This is a genomic window from Pasteurella testudinis DSM 23072 (genome assembly GCF_900176075.1).
Lineage (GTDB): Bacteria > Pseudomonadota > Gammaproteobacteria > Enterobacterales > Pasteurellaceae > Chelonobacter > Chelonobacter testudinis.
Genome location: NZ_FWWV01000067.1, coordinates 56188 through 75086 on the forward strand (window position 1 = coordinate 56188; position 18899 = coordinate 75086).

Consider the following 18899-nt stretch of genomic DNA (forward strand, 5'->3'; position numbering starts at 1 on the left):
AAAAGCGACAGGCTGAACTGTAAAATGGGGTTATTCTAACTGTATTTCCTTTTCTAAGCCAATAATTATCTGATACCACGCAAGCCAACCGCCTCTCGCCGTTGAGATTTGCCAATTTTGCGCGCGCACTGAAAGCGTGATCTGCCCGTCAAGTGCGGTGTTGTAAACCGCACTTTGCGTGTACCGCAGGCGTTGCAACGTGGCGGTGTGCGGCAGCTTCCATTGGTTGTGCAGCCCTGCGGAAATCAGCGATATTGTCGGGCGCAGACGGCTCAACCAGATCCAACCGCTGGAGGTATTGCTGCCGTGATGTCCCACTTGCAGCCAATCGACCTTGCCGATGTGCTGCGCAATGCGATCTTCGGTTGTTCGCGCAACATCGCCGCTCAAGATGAACCGCACGTTGTCACGGCTGACCAACACCACACAAGAATCCTGATTTTTGGCAACCGGAACCCACTGAGATGGGGCAAAAACCTCAAATTGAAAGCCACGCCACAGCCAACGTGCTCCCTGAATGCAGGCTTGTTTAGGCTGGGCGTTATACGCTTTCTGCGAACTGCCGAACAGCACCGCACTTGGGAAATGGCGCAGCAGCACTTCCGCGCCACCGGCGTGATCATTATCGTCATGACTGAGGATCAGCTGTTCCAACTGCAAACCATTGCGCTGCAAATACGGCAAAATTTCCGTTTCCGCCATACTGCCACCCTGCCACGCTTGTCCGGTGTCAAACAGCGTAGCGTGCTGCCGTTCGACAATCAACAGCGCCAGCCCTTGCCCCACATCTAACATCACCAGTTGCCAATCCGCTTGGCGGCTCTGCTCAAACACGACTTTGCCGCCATACAGCAAAAACAGAATCCCAATAACAAACGCCGCTTTATTTTCGGCTTTAACCGCACTTTTAGCCGTCGTCGTGCCGTCAATAGCCAAAGTGCGGTAATGGCGGCGCAAGCCGAAGAGAATACCAAGCAACAACAGCACCAGTAAAATCATGCCGTCGCGCTCAAGATCCGACACCAGCCAATAGCGGTTCGGCAACCAATCCAGCAATGCCAACGTCCGTTGCAATAAACCGTCAACCCAATGCCAACTGAATCCGCCGCTAAACAGGCTGATTAAAATCAACGGAACCAAGACAAGACTAAACAGCGGTACTAATAACAAATTGCTTAAAAACGCATTCAGCGGTAACGCTTTAAAAACAAATAGTTGCAACGGCGTGAACAGCAATAGTAAGCCGAGTTGCAAATGGAGCAGCCCCAGTATCCAATAGCCGATTTTCGGCAGCTGTTGCCGCAGGGTTTTACCACGCCACCTCAAGCCGCTTAACGGAAAATAGTGATAATAAAAACACAAAATCGCCACCGTTCCGCAGGACAGCCAAAAACTTTCGTTCAACAGCGACAACGGATCGAGCAGGCTCAACCAAGCGATAATCAATATCAGCAATTTCCACGGCGGCAGATAAATGCGCATAAAGCTCAACCCCAACCAGAAACAGTACGCCCACAACGCACGTTGGGTGGGAATCAGAAAATCCGCCAAATAGGCATAAAACGCCGCCGCAACCAATGCCGTCAGGTGCGGTAGCGGATAACTGATCAAGGCGGCATAACGCCGAATCAAAAGCAGTTGTGCCAAGCGCGCCATACCCCATGCCATGGTTGCAACCAAACCGATGTGCAGTCCAGAAATCGCAATCAGATGTGCCGTACCGCTTTCACGAAAACGTTGCCAGTCATGTGCGGTTATCCACGCCCGTTCGCCAAACGCTAGCGCCAAGATCACGCCCTGATAGCGCAAACCGTCGGTTTGGGCGACGATCTGCTCTAATTTTTGCTGTCGCCAGCCGTTTTGCCGTTGCCGCAATTCGCCCTGTTTCATCGTTGCCGAAGCCAAAATCGATTGCGACAACAACCAGCGCTGCCGATTGAATCCGCCTTCGTTTAAACGGCTGCTGAGCGGACGCAGCTTCAATGTTGCCCGCCAAATTTCGCCCAAGTGCGGTTCGGCTTCCGCTTGCCAATGGATATTGACCTTGATTTTGCCCAGTTGATATCCGTTTAAATCCAACTCAGCAACCAGCGTGCGATTGGCCAACATTTGCCGCAGCGACACGATCTTAAATTCCGCGTCTATCGTTTGCATTTGCCGGCTTAACTCGGCAATCCGTTCGGTTTTGGCTAAGGTTGAGGCGATATACCACTGTTGATAAGCGGCGCTGCATAAGGTCACGGCGAACAATAACAGTAAAGTGCGGTAGCGACGGTTTCGCGCTAACCACAACGCACTGAAAACCGCCGTAACCGCAAGCGCCAGCAGAATCCGTTGATAACCCAGCCACGAAACCGGCAGCCAAAAAATTTGGCTCAGGCTCAACAGCCAGCAAAGCGCAATATTTTGTAATCTCATCGGTTTGTTCCGTTCAAGCGTATTTCTCCCCGATTTTCGCCTTCCTTTAAAAGGATTTTTTAATAAAAAAACAAAATCATAAAAGTGTTGCCTTTATTTTTGCGAGCTGGATCGCAAAACACGAATTTAATTTGCTATTTTTAACTATTTGTTTTTAAATATTTTTATTTGAATGACTAAAAATCATACCGCGATATTCCGCTTTTCATTTGCCAAAAGATTTAACATCTGCTATTTATATCGGCTTTAAAAAGGCGTGAAATTTTAATAATCGAAATTTCTTCTCATTTTCGACTAAAATAATCGGGTAATTTCAGCGGATAACCACGTTGATTGAGGTTACTCTATACGGGAGAACAGTATGAGTTCAGCAGCTCCAAAAACATCTTTGAGTCTTTTGTCATTGGCGGGGGTCGAACCTTATCAAGAACAAGAGGGTGAAGAATATATGAATGAGAAACAGGTTCTTCATTTCAAAAAAATCTTGACCGCTTGGCGCGAGCAAATCGTGAATGAAGCCGGAAAAACCGTGGCGCAAATGCAAGATGAAGCTGCCAATTTTCCGGATCCGGCTGATCGGGCGACCCAAGAGGAAGAATTCAGTTTAGTATTAAGAAACCGTGATCGTGAACGCAAACTGCTGAAAAAAATCGATCACACCCTGCTGAAGCTGGACACCGACGATTTCGGTTACTGTGAGTCCTGCGGTGTGGAAATCGGTATTCGCCGTTTGGAAGCCCGTCCGACCGCCGATCTCTGTATCGACTGTAAAACATTAGCGGAAATTCGCGAAAAGCAAACCTCGAAATAGCGTGTCAAGTCGCTGAAATAGATAAAGGATCAAGCGCCAGCCTGATCCTTTAATTTTATCTGTTTTTCACGGCAGAAGAATTGTTCCACCGTTTCCGTTTCTGCCGTTTCTATTTCAATGCCAAAATGGGCAAAGTGCGGTTTGCACTACTTTTCCATTTTTTCGAAATCCCGTTGCGCATGGCCGATATAGACTTGGCGCGGACGCACGATTTTGATCGCCCCTTGGTTGTACATCTCTTTCCAGTGCGCAATCCAGCCGACCGTTCTCGCCAAAGCGAACATCACGGTAAACATCGATACCGGAATGCCGATCGCTTTCAGGATAATGCCGGAATAGAAATCCACGTTCGGATACAGCTTGTGATCGACAAAATACGGATCGCTCAAGGCAATGCGCTCCAGCTCCATTGCCACATCAAGCAGCGGATTCTGCACGTTCAGTTCTTTCAACACTTCATGGCAGGTCTGGCGCATCACTTTGGCGCGCGGATCGTAATTTTTGTACACCCGATGGCCGAAGCCCATCAAACGGAACGGATCGTTTTTGTCTTTGGCTTTCTCGATATATTCCGGAATGCGATCAACACTGCCGATCTCTTCCAACATATTGATACAGGCTTCGTTGGCGCCGCCATGTGCAGGCCCCCAAAGGGAAGCGATGCCGGCGGCGATACAGGCAAACGGGTTGGCGCCGGACGAGGCGGCGGTACGCACCGTGGACGTGGAGGCGTTTTGTTCATGATCCGCATGCAGGATAAAGATTTTATCCATCGCTTTTTCCAACACCGGATTGACCACATACGGCTCGCACGGCGTGGCGAACATCATATACAGGAAGTTGCCGGAAAATGAGAGATGGCGCTGCGGATACATAAACGGTTGTCCGATTGAATATTTATAGCACATCGCCGCCAAGGTCGGCATTTTTGCCAAGAGGCGGTAGGCGGTCAATTCACGGTGGTAAATATTGTTGACGTCAATCGAGTCGTGATAGAACGCCGCCAATGCGCCACTGACACCGCACATGATCGCCATCGGGTGGGAATCGCGACGGAAGCCGTGGAAGAAGCGGGAAATCTGTTCATGTACGAGGGTATGTTTTTTTACTCTGGCTTCAAATGCCTGATACTGCTCTTTGTTCGGGCGCTCACCAAACAACAGCAGATAAGAAACTTCCAAATAGTCCGCATTTTCAGCCAATTGCTCAATCGGATAACCTCGGTGCAACAAAATCCCTTCATCGCCGTCAATATAAGTAATCGCCGATTTACAGGAAGCCGTTGACATAAAGCCCGGATCAAAGGTAAACAGATGATTTTTGACCAATGACTGAACATCAATCGAATCGTAACCCAATACCGCCCGATGAACATCCACTTCAAGCTGACGACCATCACTGATGGATAATGTTGCTTTTAATTCTGACATGATCACTCCCTATGTTATATTTTTGTTAAAACAACCGATTTAATCGTATTTATCGTTAGACTGATTCATTTATTAGCATAAATAAAGAGATAATGTAAAATGAATTTTCAACAATTTAGTCTTTTAACGGACAAATTTAAAGGAACTTTTGGGGAAAATGTTATTTTTTTGTAAAAAATACTATCCAGGTCACATTATAAAAAAAATTTTTAGGTATAATTTGAATGGTAGCTTAGCTTGAAATAAAAGCTCGAAATAAAGTTCGTCATGTTCTTGTAAAGCGCATATTTTTCGCCTACATTTAACGGTAAAATATTCAATTTACTAACAAAATTATAGTTTATCCTATTATTTTATTTTAAGAAAAGGTCAGGTAGTTATGCAACAAAACGGTGCGATGCAGGATTGGATCGCCTCCAGTGCCCTGGGGGGAGCCAACCAGACGTATGTAGAACAAGTCTATGAAGACTATCTTAAAGACCCGCAGAGTGTTGACTCCAGCTGGAAACGGATTTTTGATACTTGGCCCAAACCGGCGGTTGCCGAACAACCGCACACGCCGGTGCGCGAATACTTCCGCGAATTAGCCCAAGAAAACACCAATAAAACCGGCACTCACACCATCATTGATCCGAGTGCCAGCCGCCGCCTTGTGCGGGCATTGCAATATATCAATGCGTTCCGTTATCGCGGGCATCTGCGCGCCGATCTCGATCCGCTGAAAATGTGGAAACGTCTTTCCGTACCGAATCTGGATTATCAATTCTACGGTTTGGAAGAGAAGCATTTGGACGAAGAGTTCAATATCGGTAAATATGTATACGAGCGTGAAAATATTACCCTGCGCGAGCTTTCCGAAAAATTGCACGACACTTATTGCAGCACCATCGGGCTGGAATTTATGCACCTGCATAATATTGAGATCCGCGACTGGCTACAGCAAAAAATGGAAGCGCGCTTAAACAAACCGCTCTTTAGCGCGGAAGAACAAAAAACCTATCTGCAAGAACTGACCGCCGCCGAAGGGCTGGAGCGTTATTTGGGCGCGAAATTTCCCGGTGCCAAACGTTTCTCTCTCGAGGGCAGCGACGCCTTTATTCCGCTGATGAAAGAGATTATCCGCCACGCCGGAAAATTCGGTGCCAAAGATATTGTGATGGGCATGGCGCACCGTGGGCGACTAAATATGCTGGTCAACGTATTAGGCAAGAAACCGGCGGAACTATTCGACGAATTCGCCGGCAAACACAACAGCCAAGATCGCACCGGCGACGTGAAATACCATCAAGGCTTCTCATCTAATTTTATGACGGAAAACGGTCCGGTTCACCTGTCGTTGGCGTTTAACCCGTCGCACTTGGAGATTGTCAGTCCGGTGGTCATCGGCTCTGTCCGCTCCCGTCAAACCCGTCTGCAAGATGACGAACGCAACAAAGTGTTGGGTATTACCGTACACGGCGACTCCGCCGTCACCGGACAAGGCATTGTACAAGAAACCCTGAATATGTCGTCCACCCGCGGTTACACCATCGGCGGCACAATTCGGGTGGTGATCAATAACCGCATCGGTTTCACCACCTCTTACACCGGCGACACCCGTTCCACCGAATATTGTACCGATATTGCCAAAATGGTGGACGCACCGGTGATTCATGTCAACGGCGACGATCCCGAAGCGGTGATCTACGCCGCACGCATGGCGGTGGAATACCGTGCGAAATTTAAAAACGATATTTTCATTGATCTGGTTTCTTACCGCCGCCACGGCCACAACGAAGCGGATGAACCGTCTGCCACCCAGCCGATGATGTACAAACAAATCAAAAAGCACCCGACACCGCGCAAAGTCTATGCCGATCGCTTAGTTGCCGAAGGGGTGTTAAGCGACGATCAAACCTTTGAAATGATGAACGGCTATCGTGATGCTTTGGATAACGGTGAATGCGTGGTGAAAGAGTGGCGCGAGTTGGATCGCAATTCATTGGAATGGATCAACTATCTGGATCACGATTGGACGGCACACTACGAAAACCGATTCCCGAAAGAGCGGTTTATCGCCTTGGCGAAGAAAGTCTGCCTCTATCCGGAATCGCACAAACTGCACAATCGGGTGAAAAAAATCTACGAAGACCGCGAACTGATGGCGGCCGGCGAGAAACCGCTGGATTGGGGTATGGCGGAAATCATGGCGTATGCCACTCTGCTGGACGACGGCAATGCCATTCGCCTTTCCGGCGAAGATTCAGGACGGGGAACGTTCTTCCACCGTCATGCGGTGCTGCATAACCAAGAAGACGGCACTTACTACATTCCGCTTGCCAACCTGCATAATCAGCAAGGGCGCTTTGAGGTTTGGGATTCCGTGCTGTCCGAAGAGGCGGTTTTGGCGTATGAATACGGCTATGCCACCTCCGATCCGAAAACCTTAGTGATTTGGGAAGCCCAATTCGGCGATTTTGCCAACGTAGCGCAAGTGGTTATCGATCAATTTATCAGCTCCGGCGAACAAAAATGGGGCAGAATGTGCGGTTTGACCATGTTGCTGCCGCACGGCTACGAAGGTCAAGGCCCTGAACACTCCTCTGCCCGTCTGGAACGCTATCTACAACTGTGCGCCGAGCAGAATATTCAAGTTTGCGTGCCGTCCACGCCGGCACAGGTTTACCATATGCTGCGCCGTCAAATGATCCGGCCAATGCGCCGCCCGCTGATTGCGCTGACGCCAAAATCATTGTTGCGTCACCCCTTGGCGATTTCCGAGATGTCGGAACTGCTGGAAGGCACATTCCAACCGGTCTTGGCGGAGTTCGACGAGCTCAATCCGAAACAGGTGAAACGCGTCGTGCTTTGTGCCGGAAAAATCTATTACGATTTACTGGAAAAACGGCGTGAAAAACAGCAGACCGATGTTGCTTTGATTCGAGTGGAGCAGCTTTATCCGTATCCGAGCGACGATATGCAAAACGTGCTGAAAGCGTACCAACATGTGAAAGATTTTATCTGGTGTCAGGAAGAGCCGTTAAATCAAGGGGCGTGGTATTGCAGCCAACATAATTTCCGCACTTCCTTACCGGAAGGCGCCAGTTTGAATTATGTCGGTCGACCGGCTTCCGCTTCCCCGGCAACCGGCTTTGCTTCTTTGCATAATGCACAGCAAAAAGCCTTGGTCGAAGAAGCATTGATGACCGAATAATCAAATTCGACAAATTGATTGAAGCATGAATTAAACAGTTAATTACATATTGGAAGGAAATAAATATGAGCAGCATTGATATCTTAACCCCTGTTTTACCCGAATCCGTCGCTGATGCCACCGTTGCTACCTGGCATAAAAAAATCGGCGACAGTGTCAGCCGCGATGAAATTATTGTCGAAATCGAAACCGATAAAGTCGTTTTGGAAGTACCGGCCTCGGAAGACGGCGTGATTGAATCCATTCTGCAAGACGAAGGCGCCACCGTGGTCAGCAGCCAGCTTTTAGGCAAATTGCTGCCGGTTTCTACCGCAGGTACGGTAACCAAAGATACCATTTCCGCGCCGGCTACAACACCGGCGGAACGCCAAAGTGCGGTTTTAAGCACCGAGAGCAGCGATTCCCACGACAATTTAAGCCCGTCGGTACGCCGCTTACTGGCAGAAAACAATATTGACTCCAGCGATATCAAAGGTTCCGGCGTCGGCGGCCGAATCACCCGTGAAGATATTGATGCCTATCTTGCCAAACAGGCCTCAGCCGTACATAAAGACGGTACCGACAGCTCGGTAGCATTGGCGAACCGCAGTGAAAAACGCGTGCCGATGACCCGCTTGCGCAAACGGGTTGCCGAGCGCCTGCTGGAAGCCAAAAACAGCACCGCCATGTTGACCACCTTTAATGAAGTGGATATGTCGCCGATTATGCAGCTGCGCAAAACCTACGGTGAAAAATTTGAAAAACGCAACAATGTACGCTTGGGCTTTATGTCGTTCTACATCAAGGCGGTGGTCGAAGCGCTGAAGCGCTATCCGGAAGTCAATGCGTCGATTGACGGCGAAGATATTGTTTATCATAACTATTTTGATATCAGTATCGCCGTTTCCACACCGCGCGGTCTGGTGACACCGGTGTTGAAAAATTGCGATAAACTCTCAATGGGCGAAATCGAACAACAGATCAAAGAACTGGCGGAAAAAGGGCGTGACGGCAAACTGACGGTGGAAGATTTGACCGGCGGCAACTTCACCATCACCAACGGCGGTGTATTCGGTTCGCTGATGTCTACGCCGATCATCAACCCGCCGCAAAGTGCCATTTTAGGTATGCACGCGATCAAAGAGCGCCCGATTGCCCTAGACGGACAGGTGGTGATTCGCCCGATGATGTATCTTGCGCTGTCATACGATCACCGCTTGATCGACGGACGCGAGTCGGTTGGTTTCTTGGTGACGATTAAAGAGTTATTGGAAGATCCGACACGGATTCTGTTGGAAATTTAACCCGCCGTCAATATAACACGGGGCGGTAGCATGCCGCCCCTCAAACCCGCTATTATTTATACACAAACGGACTATACGGATAAGGACGAACAATGAACTTGCATGAATACCAAAGTAAACAAATCTTTGCCGATTATCAAATCCCCGTTCCCACCGGTTATGCCTGCCAAAATTTAACACAACTGCTCGACGCAGCCAAAAAATTGGGCGGCGACACTTGGGTTGCCAAATGTCAGGTTCATGCAGGCGGACGCGGCAAAGCCGGCGGCGTCAAACTGGTCAAAAGCGAAGCGGAAATCAGTGCGTTTGCGCAACAATGGTTCGGCAAACGCTTAATCACCTTCCAAACCGATAAAAACGGACAACCGGTCAATACCATCTATCTTGAGCAGTGCTCCCCTTTCAAAAAAGAGCTGTACCTCAGCGCGGTTTTGGATCGCAGTTCGCAAAGCGTGGTGGTAATGGCCTCGACCGAAGGCGGTATGGATATCGAAGAAGTCGCGGAAAAAACCCCTGAATTACTGCATAAAATCAGCCTGGATCCGCTGTTGGGCGGCATGCCGTATCAGGGACGGCAGCTGGCATTCAAGCTGGGATTAAAAGGCGATCAAGTTAAACAGTTCAGCCATATTTTCACTCAACTGGCGAAATTGTTCGTAGAAAAAGATTTGGCGCTGGTGGAGGTCAATCCGTTGGTGATTTTAGACAACGATCAACTGCTCTGCCTCGATGCCAAAATCGTTACCGACAGTAACGCTGCTTACCGCCACCCCGATTTGCAAGCCATGCAAGATCCGAGCCAAGAAGATCCGCGTGAAGCACTGGCGGAACAATGGCAACTCAACTATGTGGCATTGGACGGCAATATCGGCTGCATGGTCAACGGCGCAGGTTTGGCGATGGGAACGATGGATATTATCAAATTGCACGGCGGCCAGCCGGCCAACTTCCTCGATGTCGGCGGTGGCGCCACCAAAGAGCGAGTTGCCGAAGCATTTAAAATCATTTTGTCCGACAACGCAGTAAAAGCGGTATTGGTCAATATTTTCGGCGGAATCGTACGCTGTGATTTAATCGCCAACGGTATTATCGACGCCGTGAATGAAGTGGGCGTGGCAATTCCGGTCGTGGTTCGTCTGGAAGGCAACAATGCGCCGTTGGGTAGAGAGATTTTAGCCAAGAGCGGTCTGAATATTATCGCCGCCAACAGTTTAACAGATGCCGCCAAACAAGTGGTTGCCGCAGCGGAGGACAAATAAATGTCTATTTTAATTGATAAAAATACTAAAGTGATCTGTCAAGGCTTCACCGGCGGACAAGGTACGTTCCATTCCGAACAGGCCCTTGCCTACGGCACACAACTGGTCGGTGGCACTTCGCCCGGCAAAGGCGGATCCACCCATCTGGGCTTGCCGGTATTCGATACCGTGGCGCAAGCGGTGCAAGCGACCGGCGCAACCGCCAGTGTGATTTATGTGCCGGCGCCGGGCTGTAAAGATGCCATTTTAGAAGCGATTGATGCCGGAATTCAACTGATCGTCTGTATCACCGAAGGGATTCCGACCTTGGATATGTTGGCGGTGAAACAGAAACTCAATCAAACCGGCGTGCGCATGATCGGTCCGAACTGTCCGGGTGTGATCACCCCTGACGAATGTAAAATCGGTATCATGCCGGGCAATATTCACAAGAAAGGCAAAGTGGGAATCGTTTCCCGTTCCGGCACACTCACCTATGAAGCGGTGAAACAGACCACCGACTGCGGATTGGGGCAATCCAGCTGTGTCGGGATCGGCGGTGATCCGATCCCCGGTTCGAGCTTTATCGATATTTTAGCGCTGTTCGAACAAGATCCGGAAACCGAAGCGATTGTGATGATCGGCGAAATCGGCGGCTCAGCGGAAGAAGAGGCTGCGGCGTACATTAAACAACACGTCAGCAAACCGGTGGTGTCCTATATTGCCGGCGTCACCGCCCCGAAAGGAAAACGCATGGGACACGCCGGCGCAATCATCAGCGGCGGCAAAGGCACTGCCGATGAAAAATTCGCTGCGCTTGAAGCTGCCGGTGTCACTACCGTCCGCAGCTTGGCGGAGATTGGCACGGCGTTGCTGAAAGTGATAAAATAGTCGCTAATCAAGCGGCTCATTCGATGCAAAAAAGCGGATTTTATATCCGCTTTTTCACTGCATAATGCCGACTGTTAGCGCAAACTGAACTTCCGTCTTAAGGTACGCAGCAATAAAAATACCCAAGGCCAGAGTATGCCGCTAAACAGCGCTCCCAGTAATTCTTGTGAACTGAAGTGGGCGCTATGCATAAAGAGTTCGATTAAAAAGATACTGGTATGGATCACAATCACCACAATAATGACCAACATGCTTTGCAGCCATAATGACAGATTACGCAAAACCAAGTGATTAGAGGCAATCAAATAAGCGAAAATCGACAATACCAAGGCGTGTACGCCGAGAATCGACCCCAAACTCAAATCCCAAATCAAACCGACCACAAACGACCAGCCGATGCTGATCTTATTCGGAATCGCCAACACCCAATACAACAAGACCAATACCAACCAGGACGGTCTCAGCCCTTGAAATTCGGCTGACCACGGGGTAATTTCCATCACCAAAGCAACCAAAAAGGTACACACCACCATCAACAATTGCAAAATCCAGTTGCCTTTCATTATTGGTTCTCCTCAGTCAGGGCATCTTGCTGCTGTTGGTTGGCATCCGCCGGTGCCAGTTCCTCACTCGTCGAATTGGCTACTTCCTCCGAATTCAAATTAATCTGCTCTTTAATATTTTTATTCCCGTCAGGGCTCAACAGCTCATCTTGTCGAGTCAGCAAACGCTGGCGCACGGTATTGCGCACATCTTCCGGCGAAAGGGATTGCGGGCGGTGTAATTCATCATTCACCGGCCATAGCAGTAACAGATAGCGCAAACGCTCCAGCGATGCCAACGGCTTGGCGGAGATCATCGCAAAATAGTTTTGTTTGTCAGTGGATACCGAATCGACGATTGCCACCGGATAGCCTTCCGGAAAACGCCCGCCCAAACCCGATGTCACCAGCAGATCACCTTTTACAATATCGACCGAGTGCGGTACGTTATCCAGTTGCAGTTCGTCGCCCCGTCCCGTGCCGCTGGCAATCAGGCGCACGTCATTACGCAACACCTGCAACGGAATCGAGTGCGTCACATCGGTAATCAGCAACACCCGACTGGTGGTTGCCCCCACTGAAGTCACCTGCCCGACCACGCCTTTTTCGTCAATCACCGGCTGACCGACAAACACGCCGTCGCGACTGCCTTGATTGATCACCACTTGTTGCCGATAAATATCCGATTCGGTGGTCAGCACTTCGGCAATTTTTTTATATTCGTCGTAACGTAACGGTGAATTGAGCAATAAGCGCAAACGCTGGTTTTCAACTTTGAGTTGATCGAGCAATAACAGATCGGCATTTTTTTCGCGTAACTGCTCTTTTAAAACCCGATTTTCAATCTGTAATTTAGAGGTATCGGCAAGGTTATCGGACACGCCGTCCAGCACCGAACGGGGAATATTGGCGAAATAAAACAGACCGCTAATGGAGGTTTCCATTAGACTGCGCAGTTGAATCATGCCACTGCTGCGACCATCGCCTATCATCAATAGAATCGATGCCACAATGGCTAAAATCAGACGGATTCCTAAAGGCGGAGCTTTAGAAAAAATTGGTTTCATGCAGATTACTCTAAAAAGTGGCGGTTTTAATCGGTTTAAAACCGCACTTGTGAAAAAAGAAGAGTGTCGCGATTAATCGTCGCTAAAGATGTCACCACCGTGCATATCAATCATATCCAACGCTTCGCCACCGCCGCGCGCCACACAAGTCAGTGGATCTTCCGCCACAATCACCGGTACGCCGGATTCTCTGGACAGTAGCGTATCAATATTCGGCATTAATGCACCGCCGCCGGTCAACACCATACCCCGTTCGAAAATATCGGCAGCCAATTCCGGCGGACAAGACTCAAGTGCGGTACGCACCGCAGTCACAATACCGCTTAACGGCTGCTGAATCGCTTCCAACACATCACGCGAGGTCAGTTTAAAGGTACGCGGTGCACCTTCGGCTAAATTATGCCCGTGAACTTCAATCTCTTTCACTTCATCGTTTTCATCAATAAACGCCGTGCCGATCTCTTGTTTGATCCGTTCCGCCGTTGCTTCCCCGATGGAAGAACCGAAAGTACGGCGTACATAGGCGATAATCGCTTCATCAAAACGGTCACCGCCGATTCTGACGGAAGAAGAATAGACCACCCCGTTTAAGGAGATCACCGCCACTTCGGTCGTACCGCCGCCAATGTCGATAACCATCGAACCGGTTGCCGTCGAAACCGGCAGTTTCGCCCCGATTGCCGCCGCCATCGGCTCTTCAATCAAATAGACTTCACGCGCGCCGGCGCCGATTGCCGATTCTTTAATCGCACGGCGCTCCACTTGAGTTGCACCGGCAGGCACACACACCAGTACACGCGGACTCGGACGCATAAAATTATTGCGGTGTACTTGTTTGATGAAATACTGCAACATTTTTTCCGTCACAAAGAAATCGGCGATCACGCCGTCTTTCATCGGACGAATCGCCGCAATACTTTTCGGGGTACGCCCCAACATCATTTTGGCTTCACGCCCGACGGCGGCAATGCTTTTTAAAGAGCCGACACGATCTTGGCGGATCGCAACCACAGAGGGTTCGTCAAGCACAATGCCTTGACCTTTCACATAAATAAGGGTGTTGGCGGTGCCTAAATCGATAGAAAGATCATTGGAAAACAGACCACGAATTTTTTTAAACATAATGATTCCGATTAGAAAAGGGGGTTAAGCCGACAGAGGCGAAAAAATTGTGCTAAATGTACCAAAAAACAGGGAGCTTCACAACTTGAAATCACGCCCAACGTAAAAAGCCTCTCCAAAGCGAGAGGCTTGATAGCGGAACAAAATACGCTTTTGCCATTTTGCATGGCTAAACCGCACTTTGCTATTTTTTGGCTAAAATCGGCGCTAAAAATCTGGCAGTATGGGATTCTTTATTTTTGATCAATTGTTCAGGCGTGCCTTTGGCGATAATCTGTCCGCCGCCGTCACCGCCTTCGGGACCGAGATCGATAATCCAGTCGGCAGTTTTGATCACGTCCAAATTGTGTTCAATCACCACAATGGTATTGCCCTGATCACGCAGACGGTGCAGCACGCCAAGCAGCTGTTTAATATCGGCAAAATGCAGCCCCGTCGTCGGTTCGTCCAAAATGTACAAGGTCTTGCCGGTATCACGTTTCGACAACTCGGTCGCCAGTTTCACCCGTTGCGCTTCCCCGCCGGATAAAGTGGTGGAGGATTGCCCCAACCGAATATACGACAGCCCTACGTCCATTAACGTTTGCAGTTTACGCGCAATCATCGGTACCGCCGCAAAAAATTCCAAGCCCTCCTCGACCGTCATCTCTAAAATTTGGTGAATGGTTTTGCCTTTGTAGCGGATTTCCAAGGTTTCACGGTTGTAACGTTTGCCTTTACACTGATCACAAGGTACATAGACGTCCGGCAAAAAGTGCATTTCCACTTTAATCACACCATCGCCCTGACAGGCTTCACAACGGCCGCCACGCACGTTAAAACTGAACCGTCCCGGATTATACCCTCTGGCGCGCGCTTCCGGCACACCGGCAAACAGCTCGCGGATCGGGGTGAACAAACCGGTATAGGTCGCCGGATTGGAGCGTGGCGTGCGCCCGATCGGGCTTTGGTCAATGTCGATCACTTTGTCGAAATGCCCTAAACCGTCGATGCTTTTGTAAGGCGCAACATCGGTATTTTCCGCCCGATTCAACGCATTTTGCGCCAGCGGGAACAGGGTGTCGTTGATTAAAGTGGATTTGCCCGATCCCGACACGCCGGTGACGCAGGTAAACAAACCGACCGGAATAGCCAAATCGACATTTTTTAAGTTGTTGCCGCTCGCGCCTTTTAAGCTCAACCATTTCTCTTTATTGAGCGGTGTACGTTTTTTCGGAATGTCGATTTTTTCTTCGCCGGACAAATACTTACCGGTTAACGAGGCTTGATTTTGCATCAACTGTTGCGCCGTGCCGCTGGCGACGATTTCACCGCCGTGCACACCGGCGCCCGGTCCGATATCAATAATATGATCCGCCGCCATAATCGCATCTTCGTCGTGCTCGACCACGATCACGGTATTGCCCAAATCACGCAGATGAATCAAGGTTTTCAGCAACCGTTCGTTATCCCGTTGGTGCAAACCGATTGACGGTTCGTCCAGCACATACATCACCCCGACCAGACCGGCACCGATTTGGCTCGCTAGGCGAATCCGCTGCGCTTCGCCGCCCGACAGGGTTTCCGCCGAACGGGAAAGCGAAAGATAGTTCAAGCCGACATTGACCAAAAACGACAACCGCTCTTTGATCTCCTTCAAGATTTTTTCCGCAATTTGCGCCCGTTGTCCGCTGAGCTGCAAGTCTTCAAAAAACGCCAACGCATTGCCGATACTGCGCTCTGCCACATTCGGTAGGTTAAATTGTTCGATAAACACATGACGGGCTTCGGTGCGCAAGCGCGAACCACCGCAAGAGGTACAGGGACGGGTGCTGATATTTTTTGCCAACTCCTCGCGCACGGCGGTCGATTCGGTTTCTTTATAACGGCGCGCCATATTGTTCAAAATGCCCTCAAACGGGTGGCGGCGCAAGGTGATATCGCCGCGATCATTGACATATTGAAATTCGATTTCGTCATCGCCGGAACCATTTAACACCACCGCTTGAATATCGGGCGGCAGCTTTTCAAACGGTGCGTTAATATCAAATCCGTAGTGCTTCGCCAACGAACTCAACATTTGAAAATAGTAGAAATTCCGCTTATCCCAGCCTTTGATCGCCCCGCTCGCCAATGATATCGATGGATTTTGAATCACCCGTTTTTCATCGAAGTACTGCTGTACGCCCAAGCCGTCGCAACTCGGACAGGCACCGGCAGGATTGTTGAACGAGAACAGGCGCGGCTCCAATTCCGCCACCGAATAACCGCAATGTGGACAGGCAAAATTCGAAGAAAACAGCAACTCGTCGACGGCGGTCTCATTCCCTTCCATCGGTGCCACCACCACCGTGCCGCCCGACAACTCAAGTGCGGTTTCAAACGATTCCGCCAAGCGACTTGCCAAATCCGACCGCACTTTGAAGCGATCGATCACCACTTCAATGGTATGTTTTTTCTGTAATTCCAGCGTCGGCGGATCGGACAAATCGCAAATCTCGCCGTCGATTCTGGCACGGATATAGCCCTGCGCCGCAATATTTTCCAACAACTTGACGTGTTCCCCTTTGCGCTCTTTCACCACCGGCGCCAGCAACATCATGCGGCTGCCTTCCGGCAATTCCAGCACCTTATCCACCATTTGACTAATGGTTTGCGCCGCCAACGGCACATCATGGGTCGGACAACGCGGTTCGCCGACACGGGCGAACAACAAGCGCAGGTAGTCATAAATTTCGGTAATTGTACCGACGGTGGAACGCGGATTGTGGGAGGTGGATTTCTGCTCAATCGAAATCGCCGGCGACAAGCCTTCAATATGATCGACATCGGGCTTTTCCATCAAGGATAGAAACTGACGCGCATAGGCAGACAGCGATTCCACATACCTCCGCTGCCCTTCGGCGTATAGGGTATCGAACGCCAAAGACGATTTTCCCGAACCCGATAAGCCGGTAATCACCACCAATTTATCGCGTGGGATCGTCAAATCAATATTTTTTAAATTATGGGTGCGTGCGCCACGAACCTCAATCTTGTCCATAAATTCATCTCAGTGTTTTTGTAAAATTGGAATGATTATCGCACAAATAAAAAAACTGTGTAAATATCCAGTATCTTTTTTATTTTAAAAGATGATTTTTCCATGATTTTCAGGCAATATATACCGCATTCCAACCAGCTATACAGAAAAAGAGGATACTATGGCAGGCGTAAATAAAGTCATTATTGTAGGTAACTTGGGTAACGAACCTGAAATCCGTACCATGCCGAACGGCGAAGCGGTCGCCAATATCAGCGTGGCAACCAGCGAATCCTGGCGCGACAAAAACAGCGGTGAAATGCGTGAAATCACCGAATGGCACCGAATCGTGCTGTACCGTCGCTTGGCGGAAATCGCCGGCGAATACCTGCACAAAGGCAGCAAAGTCTATGTGGAAGGCAGATTAAGAACGCGCAAATGGCAGGATCAAAACGGACAAGATCGCTACACCACCGAAATTCAAGGTGACAGCCTGCAAATGTTAGATTCGCGTGGCGAGCGCGCACAACAAGGCGGCTATGCACCGCAACAAAGCAGCGGCGGTTACGCCCCGCAACAACAATCTTACGCCGCACCGGCCTCCCGCCCTGCCGCCGCACAAAAACCGGCGGCACAACCGGAACCGTCAATTGATTTTGACGATGATATTCCGTTTTAATCATCACGCTTCACACAACCCAGCTTATGCTGGGTTTTTTTATTGATTTAAACCCTACAAAAAATTTTGCATCTTATAAAAAACAGTTATAAATACACTGAAAAAGTTATTTTCTCTCCTTAAAAATTTTCCACATAATGACATTCTATTTTTTAGGAGGTTATATGCTGATTACCGGTTTACTTTGCGGATTATTACTGGGTTTTGTGATGCAGCGCGGGCGTTTTTGTATTACCGGTGCGTTCCGTGACATGTATGTCACCAAAAGTAATAAAATGTTTATCGCTTTATTGATTGCCATTAGTGTGCAATCCGTCGGTTTATTTATCTTACGCGATTTCGGTGTGGTAGAAATTCCGGCTGAAAATCTTGCGTTTGGTGCGGTATTAATTGGCGCATTTGTTTTTGGCGTTGGTATTATTTACGCCGGCGGTTGCGCAACCGGCACTTGGTATCGCGCCGGTGAAGGCTTAATCGGCAGTTGGGTTGCGCTATTTACCTATATGTTATTTAGCGCAATGATGCGTACCGGACCTTTGGCTGATTTTAATAATGCGTTAAAAAGCCATTATATTGAGCAGAAAACCATTTATGAAACCTTAGGTATTTCAGCTTGGTGGCTGGTTGTACTATTAAGTGCGGTCACTTTGTTTTTAGTGTTTAAGCATTTCATTAAACCCAAAGCTAAATTAGCGGTTTTAAAACCAAAGAAAACCGGGCTGGCGCATATTCTTTTTGAAAAACGTTGGAATCCGTTTATCACCGCGACCTTGGTTGGCTTAATTGCCTTAATTGCTTGGCCATTAAGTGTTGCCAGCGGTCGTAATTTTGGTCTAGGCATTACAGGACCCTCGGCTAATATTATGCAGTTTTTGATTACCGGCGACAGTAAATATATTAACTGGGGCGTATTTCTGGTTCTCGGTATTTTAATCGGATCATTTATTGCGGCCAAAGCAAGCAATGAATTCCGTTTTCGTGTTCCCGATACCACAACATTATTACGCAGCGCTTTCGGCGGAATACTAATGGGAATCGGCGCAACGCTAGCCGGCGGCTGCTCAATCGGTAACGGTCTGGTCGAAACCGCATTCTTTTCTTGGCAAGGCTGGCTCTCGCTACCCGTGATGATTCTCGGCACATGGTTTGCAGCATACTTCACCATTATTCGCCCACAGCAACAACGATTAGCAACAGCAATTTAATAAAAATAAGGAAAATAGT

14 protein-coding genes are annotated in these 18899 nt (G+C 49.2%); 8 read left to right on the forward strand and 6 right to left on the reverse strand.

All coding sequences use genetic code 11. From position 1 onward, the window contains the following. Window positions 1–30 precede the first annotated feature (30 nt). Window positions 31–2418: a DNA internalization-related competence protein ComEC/Rec2 gene (locus B8880_RS13075; RefSeq protein WP_084258013.1), complete on the reverse strand. Its 2388-nt coding sequence runs from the start codon at window positions 2416–2418 to the stop codon at window positions 31–33. 361 nt (window positions 2419–2779) lie between these two features. On the opposite strand from B8880_RS13075, the gene dksA reads away from it, so the two are divergent. Further along, window positions 2780–3229, forward strand: coding sequence for an RNA polymerase-binding protein DksA (dksA, locus tag B8880_RS13080; RefSeq protein ID WP_084258014.1), 450 nt, complete (start codon window positions 2780–2782; stop codon window positions 3227–3229). A gap of 146 nt (window positions 3230–3375) precedes the next feature. Here the strand turns inward: dksA and B8880_RS13085 are convergent, their stop codons facing one another. Continuing rightward, on the reverse strand, window positions 3376–4659 hold the full coding sequence (locus tag B8880_RS13085) for a citrate synthase (RefSeq protein WP_084258015.1): 1284 nt from the start codon (window positions 4657–4659) through the stop codon (window positions 3376–3378). A 379-nt stretch (window positions 4660–5038) separates the two neighbouring features. On the opposite strand from B8880_RS13085, the gene sucA reads away from it, so the two are divergent. The 4 genes from sucA to sucD all read left to right on the forward strand — a co-directional run bounded on the left by sucA (window position 5039) and on the right by sucD (window position 11264). Continuing rightward, window positions 5039–7852, forward strand: coding sequence for a 2-oxoglutarate dehydrogenase E1 component (gene sucA / locus B8880_RS13090; protein WP_084258016.1), 2814 nt, complete (start codon window positions 5039–5041; stop codon window positions 7850–7852). Between the two features lie 65 nt (window positions 7853–7917). Beyond that, a complete protein-coding gene (gene odhB / locus B8880_RS13095) occupies window positions 7918–9135 on the forward strand; it encodes a 2-oxoglutarate dehydrogenase complex dihydrolipoyllysine-residue succinyltransferase (RefSeq protein WP_084258017.1) in 1218 nt (405 codons plus the stop codon). A 92-nt stretch (window positions 9136–9227) separates the two neighbouring features. Further along, on the forward strand, window positions 9228–10394 hold the full coding sequence (gene sucC / locus B8880_RS13100) for an ADP-forming succinate--CoA ligase subunit beta (RefSeq protein ID WP_084258018.1): 1167 nt from the start codon (window positions 9228–9230) through the stop codon (window positions 10392–10394). After that, complete coding sequence (gene sucD / locus B8880_RS13105; RefSeq protein ID WP_084258019.1) at window positions 10395–11264, forward strand: succinate--CoA ligase subunit alpha; 870 nt, start codon at window positions 10395–10397, stop codon at window positions 11262–11264. 74 nt (window positions 11265–11338) lie between these two features. Here sucD and mreD read toward each other — a convergent pair whose 3' ends face one another. Further along, entirely contained in the window at window positions 11339–11827 is a 489-nt protein-coding gene (mreD, locus tag B8880_RS13110) for a rod shape-determining protein MreD (protein ID WP_084258020.1), read from the reverse strand. Next, window positions 11827–12873 carry a rod shape-determining protein MreC gene (gene mreC / locus B8880_RS13115; protein WP_084258021.1) on the reverse strand — a complete coding sequence of 349 codons (1047 nt, stop codon included), beginning with the start codon at window positions 12871–12873 and terminating at the stop codon, window positions 11827–11829. Before mreC ends, mreD begins: the two co-directional genes overlap by 1 nt. Here mreC and B8880_RS14800 point away from each other — a divergent pair. Then, window positions 12818–12949 carry a hypothetical protein gene (locus B8880_RS14800; RefSeq protein WP_260337797.1) on the forward strand — a complete coding sequence of 44 codons (132 nt, stop codon included), beginning with the start codon at window positions 12818–12820 and terminating at the stop codon, window positions 12947–12949. The two genes, mreC and B8880_RS14800, sit on opposite strands and share 56 nt — an antisense overlap. Here the strand turns inward: B8880_RS14800 and B8880_RS13120 are convergent. Both B8880_RS13120 and uvrA read right to left on the reverse strand, forming a co-directional pair. Beyond that, window positions 12946–13998 (reverse strand): rod shape-determining protein, encoded by a 1053-nt coding sequence (locus B8880_RS13120; RefSeq protein WP_084258022.1) that lies wholly within the window; start codon window positions 13996–13998, stop codon window positions 12946–12948. The genes B8880_RS14800 and B8880_RS13120 overlap by 4 nt on opposite strands. A gap of 181 nt (window positions 13999–14179) precedes the next feature. Continuing rightward, on the reverse strand, window positions 14180–17017 hold the full coding sequence (uvrA, locus tag B8880_RS13125; RefSeq protein ID WP_084258023.1) for an excinuclease ABC subunit UvrA: 2838 nt from the start codon (window positions 17015–17017) through the stop codon (window positions 14180–14182). A gap of 160 nt (window positions 17018–17177) precedes the next feature. Here uvrA and ssb point away from each other — a divergent pair, with 160 nt between their 5' ends. Both ssb and B8880_RS13135 read left to right on the forward strand, forming a co-directional pair. Next, a complete protein-coding gene (gene ssb / locus B8880_RS13130) occupies window positions 17178–17675 on the forward strand; it encodes a single-stranded DNA-binding protein (RefSeq protein ID WP_084258024.1) in 498 nt (165 codons plus the stop codon). 164 nt (window positions 17676–17839) lie between these two features. Then, window positions 17840–18880 carry a YeeE/YedE family protein gene (locus tag B8880_RS13135; protein WP_084258025.1) on the forward strand — a complete coding sequence of 347 codons (1041 nt, stop codon included), beginning with the start codon at window positions 17840–17842 and terminating at the stop codon, window positions 18878–18880. Window positions 18881–18899 lie beyond the last annotated feature (19 nt).